The organism is Enterovibrio norvegicus DSM 15893 (genome assembly GCF_900115495.1).
GTDB classification, from domain to species: Bacteria; Pseudomonadota; Gammaproteobacteria; order Enterobacterales; family Vibrionaceae; genus Enterovibrio; species Enterovibrio norvegicus.
Window position 1 is genome coordinate 43,121 of the sequence record NZ_FOWR01000037.1, and the last position, 6,997, is coordinate 50,117.

Below are 6,997 nucleotides of genomic sequence, written 5' to 3' on the forward strand. Positions count from 1 at the left end.
TTAACCCTCACCATTTATTACAGGTTCGAGCCATTCTTGAGGTACGTCCACGCGAAGTGCATCTAATAGCGAGCCTGTACTGTTCAGTACTCGGTACTTTGCGGTGATATTCGCGTAATGAGCATCTAGATACGAACGACGTGCCTCGAACAGCTCATTTTCAGTGTTTAACAAGTCGAGCAGTGTGCGGCGGCCGATACGAAATTGCTTTTCATAAGCAATAACCGTTTCAGAAGCAGCATCAACGTGCTCTGCTAAGTAGATTTTTTGCTGTTCCGTCAGCTGATATGCACTCCAAGATAAGCGAGTGCTCTCTTCCAATAATCGATAGGCATTATCAAAAATGTCTTTCGATTTATTGAGTTGGTATGCGCTCCTGCGAACATCGGCAGTGTCAGAACCACCGTTGTAGAGGTTGACGCGTAATCGCAGCATGGCGCTAAATTCGTCGACTTGTTCTTCTACACCACCCGCATCGTCGCTCCAGTTTTGGCTGGCTTCAAACGATAGGGTTGGATAGAAGTTGCCCTTGTTTAGTCGGTACTGTGCACGGGCAGCATCAATGTCATAGGTTGCTAGCTTTATCACAGGGTTGAGTTCGATGGCGCGTTCTAATGCTGCGTCACGTGTTGTCGGCAGTGAAAGCTCATCAACCTCTGGATCTGTTGGGTTAACTGGCTCTGCACCTACCACACGATAAAATTCAGATTCTGCATCTTCTAAATTACTGCGGGCTGCCAACATGTTAGTAAAGGCGCGTGCAACACGCGCTTCCACTTGTGACAAATCCGCGGTCGAACCAATGCCGGATTCAGCGCGACGTTTGATATCGCCTAAAATCTTTTCGTGCACTTCGACGTTTGCTTCTGACAAGGATAGCAACTGTGCGGCCTTTAGCACGGCAACATAGACTTCAGTAACACGTAATGTCTTGTCTTGCGCGTCTGACAGCAATTGGAATCGCTGCGCTTCGGCTTCGAATTCAGAGCGCTCAATGTTGTTGCCGGTTGTGCCATCCCAAATAAGCTGAGTAAGGCTCAATGTGGCATCTTTGCGGTTAAAGCTCTTCTCACCGCTGGCCTCGGTTGTGCTGTTATTGACGTATTCGTATCCAAAACCTGCACTCAGGTCTACTGCTGGAAGGTAGCCGCCTTGTGCGGATTCAATGTCTTCACGAGAGCTCATAAAATCATTGAATGCACTTTTCAATTCGGGGTCTGTCGCTATGGTCGTTGCGACAGCTTGCTCGACAGAAAAAGCCCACGTCGGCGCAGCGATGGCGCTGACTGTTGTTACAACAATCCATTTTTTCCAGTTCAAAATACGTCTCCCATCAATGGGTTGGCAATACATTCCCAAAAAGTGTTCTATTCACGCAATGCAGATTTCTGCGCTTGTAATATTGGTTTTAATAGGTAATCCAACACGCTGCGCTTCCCTGTAATGATGTCGGCGGAAGCCGTCATACCTGGAATTATAGGAAGCTCTGATCCATCCCCGAGGTTGTTAGATTCGGTTCTGATTTTTACGAGGTAAAAGCTGTTCCCTTCTTCATCTTGAATGGTGTCGGCGCTGATGGTTTCTAAAATGCCATTTAGGCCGCCATACACTGTGAAGTCGTACGCACTGAATTTAATGATGGCGTCGAGCCCTGGGCGAAGAAAGGCAATGTCTTGCGGGGCGATCTTCGCCTCAATCAATAAGTTGTCTTCGCTAGGAACAATTTCGACGAGGTCCATACCGGGTTGGATAACACCCCCCACGGTATTTACGTGCAATTTTTTGATGGTGCCATCGACAGGGCTAAGTACCACGGTACGTTCAACCCTGTCTTCCAAAGTGACACGAGTTTCCGTCATGGCGAGTAGCTTATCTTCGATATCGTTTAGGCGTTCTTGCTGTTCGGCGCGGAATTTCAATGCTACGTCGATATGTTTGAAAACAAACTCCTGCAAAGAGGAGGTCAGTGAAGGCAAAGACAGCTCTGCCGAAGAAAGCTCACGTTTGGTGTCGTTCACTTGTCGTTGCAGTTTGAGCAAATCGATTTGCGGTACAACGCCTTCATCGGCGAGAGGTTTGGTGATGTTGTATTCTTCTCGCGCGTAGTTGTAACTCAGTTTTAGGTTCTGCACGCGCGCTTTTACCTCGATAACTTCTTGTTCTTTCTGGCGAATTTGCTGTGCCGTCACAGACAATTGGTTCTCTAGGTTGTTGAGTTTTTCTTTGTAAGCGGCACGTTGACGGGAAACAACGGTGCGGTGCTCTTTAATGAAATCAGCTTCAAAGACGAGTTCGCTGCGAAAGAGTGTGACGCTTTGCTTCCAGTCGCGTGTTTGTACTTCTGGATTCACAACCACGGAGTCGGTCAGCGCCTTCAGCGTGACGGCATCGCCTTGCAAACTTGTTAGCTCTTGCACACGTTCACGGAAGTCAGATCGAAACATGGTGTCATCGATCAACAGAAGCTGTTGATCTTTGGTGACAATGTCGCCTTCGCGGATCAACAGTTCTTTTACCAATCCACCTTCAAGATTCTGCACCACTTGTAGTTGTGAAGAAGGAATAACCTTGCCCTGACCCACGGTCACTTTGTCTAATTCTGCATAGGATGCCCACACTGCGGTCACGACGAGAAACGCAATAATGACCCAAAGCAAAACGCGTGCACTTTTGGGTGTTGAAAGTAAAAGCGCGGCGGTTTTGTCGTCTATGTAGTCCAAATGTTCACTGGCCGGCAGTGTTAATGCAGATTTATCTTTTTTTCTCATTGTTTTGCCAACTATAAAATCTTCGAAACACTTTTACTAAGCGTAGTTTAAGTAACGGATATTCTCTAATCGCGGACAGTGTACAGATGATGACCCAAGTCCATGATCTCAGTGGTAAGAATGTTGATAATCAGTAAGATGCGAGAGCTGACGGGGGGGAGAGGAGGGGAGGCCTAGAGACTAGGCCTTAAAATTCTCTTTATCGAGACCATATTTCTTCAGTTTTTCGTATAGCGTTTTGCGCGCAAGCCCTAGTTCTGACTGAATTTCCTTTAATCTTCCGCTGTGTCGATTGAGTGCATCGCTTAGGATTGCGCGCTCTACTTTTTGTATTCTTTCGACCAATGTGTCGTGTTCTTTTTCCTGCAAACTGACATCAGACAGCATGGCTTGCTGTTCCCCCATCAAGACCCAACGCTCTGCAAAATTTCGTAGTTCTGTGATATTGCCTTGCCATTGGTGCTGCGTCAGTGAGGCTTTGTGTTCGTCTTTAAGGCTTGGTGGCGCGATGCCAAAGCGAGAAGCTGTGGTTCGAAAAAAGTTTTGGCATAAGGTAATCACATCCTCTCCGCGTTCGCGTAGAGGCGAAAAGGGCACGGAGACCGCTGAGAGAATGGTATAGAGGTCGAGATCGAACATGCCCTGCTGGACACTGTTGGTCAGATCGACGCGGGTAGATGCCATGATTCTCGGCCGTGGTGACGTGTTGTCGCTTGTCATGATGTTTGCCAATCGAGCTTGCACATGGCGAGGAAGGGCTTCAATGCCATCCAAAAACAGGGTGCCTGTCCCCGCAGCGGCGAGTTTGCTGTTTTTATAAAAAGGATGCGTGGAAAAGCCAGTTTGCTCAGGACCAAACAATTCAAGTTCCAACAAAGCCTCGGGAACCTGTCGGCATTTCACCGCGACAAAGGGCTCGTCCTGTCGGGTGCCTTGGTCATGCATAAAACGTGCAGCCAGTTCTTTGCCTGTGCCTCGTTCGCCTTGCATCAATAGGTCGCAATCCAGATTTTTCAGATGGAATAGCGAGCGGCGCAGTTGCTTAATTTGCTCCGAGTTACCCAAAATACGTGGACCAGGCGCACTGTGTGTTTCCAATTCTCGTTTGAGCTCTCGGTTCTCCAACACGAGTTGGCGTTTATCAATACCACGACGAATAACGTCTAGGAGATGGTCGGTTGAGAAGGGCTTTTCGAGAAAATCATACGCGCCATCGCGCATGGCAGAGACGGCCGTAGAGATATCCCCGTGTCCGGTTAGCATGACGACAGAGAGCTCAGCATCAATCTGTAAGGCATGCTTTAGAAACGCCAACCCGTTCATTTTCGGCATGTTGATATCGGAAATGATGACGCCTTCAAACGTGTTGGTTAGGGCATCGAGTGCTTCAGGGGCTGAGGCAAATGCACGCGCTAAATAGCCTTCGATGTCGAGCGTCTGTTGAAGCGAGTCACGGATCGAACGTTCGTCATCAATGATCCAAACTTCATGCGTCATGGGATGTTTCTCCGTCTTGAAGGCGTTTTAGGCTGACGATCAGTTCTGCACCGCCGTCTGTGTGGTCTTCTGCTCGCAATCGACCATCAAAGGCTTCAATGATACGGCGGCAAATGGTTAGGCCTAACCCCAGGCCGTCTTTCTTCGTGGTGTAGAAAGGCGAGAAAATGTGTTTCTTGGTGTCATTATCCATACCGGGGCCGTTATCCCAGACATGCACATCTACCCAATCCAAATGCGTAGAGACTGTGATGCCTATCGCGGGGCTGTCTGAGTGGCGGACGGCATACGTGGCGTTGCTAAGCAGATTCAGAATGACTTGTTCAAGTTGGACGGGGTCAGCATTCACCATGATCCCACGTTCAAGAATGGCACAATCGATGTGGATCCCCTTCTTGTTGAAACTGGCTTCGGAAAGCATCAATGAAGCATTAATCACATCGTCCAGTGCGGCAAGGCGTCGGCCTTCTTCCCCTTGCTTGCGAGCAAACACTTTAAAGCGCGCGATAATGTCAGCGACCAAGCCGATCAGTTCGTGAATTGAGGTCAGGTTCTTTTGCACATCTTGATAACGTTCGCGATCCATCAATTTGATGCTGTTTTCTGTATACGTGCGCATGGCCGCGAGCGGTTGGTTTATTTCGTGGTTAATGCTGGCAGAAAGCTCGCCGAGCATCGCCAGCTTGGCTGCTTGAATTAACTCGGATTCGGTTTGCCTTAACGCTCGTTGGGTGTCTTCGTATTGCGTAATACTGTCACGCAACGCCGTGTTGGTTTCTTCAAGGCTTGATGTACGTGCTGCCACTTTTTGTTCGAGATCGTCGTTGAGTTGGGCAAGCTTGCGTTGGGTTTTGACAGTTTGTAACCACGCCGTCATGACCAGCACCAGCAAACCATAGAAGGTGGCAAAAAGCAGTGCCGATTGCACCACCATTGGCCAAAGCTTGCTGATAGGAACAAAACCATAGATACGCCAACCCGCGCTGCCAAGTTCGGTATTGGCCACCAATACGCGCTCTCGGCCTGTTGTCGACAAGCCTAAGGATAAACTGCTCAAGGGTCTCAGTGTCTCGAGTTCTTGGTATTCCGTCAGGCTATTCAACGCGCTGTCGCCGTAACGGCGTGAATCGCGAATTGCGTTCTTTTGGTTGTCGGTGAGTTTGGCGAGAGATTGGTAGAGCCAATCGTTACGCGAACTGTAGAACACGACACCAAGCGGATCGGCAATCAAATAGTCGAATTTCTGCTGATCCCAGATTCTATCGATGATGGAGAGATCAACTTTCAGCACTAACACACCGACGATCTGGTCGTGATCCCAAATAGGATAAGAGAAGTAATACCCTCGCTTATCGGATACAACACCCAGCGCGTAATATTGGCCTTTTTCCCCTTCCATGGCTTGACGGAAGTAGGGGCGATAATTGTAGTTGTGCCCAACAAAGGTGGTGCTGGAATCAAAGTTACTGGCGGCGAGTGTTAAGCCGTTCTTGTCCATCAGGTATAGGACATCGCTGTTCAGTCGATTGTTCCAGCTTTCCAGAATGGCATTGGTTTGGGAGAGTAAGCGCTCGCTGTTAGGCACGCGTAACAGGCGTTTTAAGCGAGGGTCGGCAGACAATACGACGGGAATTTCACTGTAACGCGCAAGCTCGGCTGAGAGCTTCTCGTGAAGCTGATAGACATCATTTTGGATATCATTGGTGTATCGCTTCTCTACCGAAAAGTACGTAAATGCGGCAACGGCTGCGGTGAGGATGAAGCCCATCACGGAAACCGCGGCTAAAAATTGAATTCGGCGCATATCTTCCTTGATGTGTGAAGGGCGCGAGGCGAAGAAATTCACTTGAGAAATGCCGCCGCCCGCCGCAAAATGGCAAAAACCTTAATGGGAGCAATACATGGATTTGTTTGATATTCGAAGAGAATATAACCAAGGTGGATTGAGACGCAAAGACCTGCCTGAAAACCCTATTCAATTCTTTGAGCACTGGCTCAAACAAGCCATTGATGCCAAATTACCAGACCCAACGGCAATGACAGTGGCGACCGTGGATGAAACAGGCCAGCCTTTTCAGCGCATCGTGTTGTTGAAGCATTTCGATGACGGTGGCTTTGTGTTTTATACCAACCTTGGCAGTCGCAAAGCGAAACAGCTTGTAGACAACGCGAAGATTAGTCTGCATTTCCCATGGCATCCCCTTGAGCGTCAGGTACATATCACTGGCGAAGCGGTTAAGCTGAGTAAAATGGAAGTGATGAAGTATTTCTTATCACGACCAAAAGAGAGCCAGCTTGCAGCGTGGGCGAGTCGCCAAAGTGAACGTATTTCTGCGCGATCAGCGCTGGAAAGCAAATACATGGAATTGAAGCAACAATTCGATAAAGGCGAAGTCCCAGTGCCAACGTTTTGGGGCGGCTTTCGCGTGAAGCCTGAGTCGTTTGAATTCTGGCAAGGTGGTGAACACCGTTTGCATGACCGCTTTATCTACCAAGGTGAAGAAAAAGGCCAATGGGATATCGAGCGCTTAGCGCCGTAGCTTTTATCGTCGTCATTGCTAACGCGACTATTCCCCTTATTGCCACGAGTCTTGATGCGAAGTGCGGAGTGACAGGAACCAACAAAAAAGCAGCCAATGGCTTAATGCCGATCGTTTTAAGTCATTGAACGATCCTACGCAGGCTTCATAATCGGCCTCAACATTGTTGAGGCCGATTTTTTATGTCTGAGT

The 6,997-nt window shown here is 48.6% G+C and carries 5 protein-coding genes; 1 reads left to right on the forward strand and 4 read right to left on the reverse strand.

What is annotated here, in order from left to right:
- The 4 genes from BM082_RS19530 to BM082_RS19545 all read right to left on the reverse strand — a co-directional run bounded on the left by BM082_RS19530 (window position 1) and on the right by BM082_RS19545 (window position 6,069).
- Complete coding sequence (locus tag BM082_RS19530) at window positions 1-1,320, reverse strand: TolC family outer membrane protein (protein ID WP_017011727.1); 1,320 nt, start codon at window positions 1,318-1,320, stop codon at window positions 1-3.
- Between the two features lie 47 nt (window positions 1,321-1,367).
- On the reverse strand, window positions 1,368-2,768 hold the full coding sequence (locus BM082_RS19535) for an HlyD family type I secretion periplasmic adaptor subunit (RefSeq protein ID WP_017015091.1): 1,401 nt from the start codon (window positions 2,766-2,768) through the stop codon (window positions 1,368-1,370).
- Window positions 2,769-2,948: 180 nt separating this feature from the next.
- Window positions 2,949-4,265 (reverse strand): sigma-54-dependent transcriptional regulator, encoded by a 1,317-nt coding sequence (locus BM082_RS19540; RefSeq protein ID WP_074928285.1) that lies wholly within the window; start codon window positions 4,263-4,265, stop codon window positions 2,949-2,951.
- A complete protein-coding gene (locus BM082_RS19545; protein ID WP_074928288.1) occupies window positions 4,255-6,069 on the reverse strand; it encodes a sensor histidine kinase in 1,815 nt (604 codons plus the stop codon). Before BM082_RS19545 ends, BM082_RS19540 begins: the two co-directional genes overlap by 11 nt.
- A 97-nt stretch (window positions 6,070-6,166) precedes the next feature.
- On the opposite strand from BM082_RS19545, the gene pdxH reads away from it, so the two are divergent.
- Entirely contained in the window at window positions 6,167-6,805 is a 639-nt protein-coding gene (gene pdxH, locus BM082_RS19550; RefSeq protein ID WP_074928291.1) for a pyridoxamine 5'-phosphate oxidase, read from the forward strand.
- Window positions 6,806-6,997: the final 192 nt, after the last annotated feature.

Coding starts and splice junctions, on each gene's coding strand:
- BM082_RS19535 (WP_017015091.1), bottom strand. CDS start 2,768: ATGAGAAAAAAAGATAAATCTGCATTAACACTGCCGGCCAGTGAACAT.
- BM082_RS19540 (WP_074928285.1), bottom strand. CDS start 4,265: ATGACGCATGAAGTTTGGATCATTGATGACGAACGTTCGATCCGTGAC.
- BM082_RS19545 (WP_074928288.1), bottom strand. CDS start 6,069: ATGCGCCGAATTCAATTTTTAGCCGCGGTTTCCGTGATGGGCTTCATC.
- pdxH (WP_074928291.1), top strand. CDS start 6,167: ATGGATTTGTTTGATATTCGAAGAGAATATAACCAAGGTGGATTGAGA.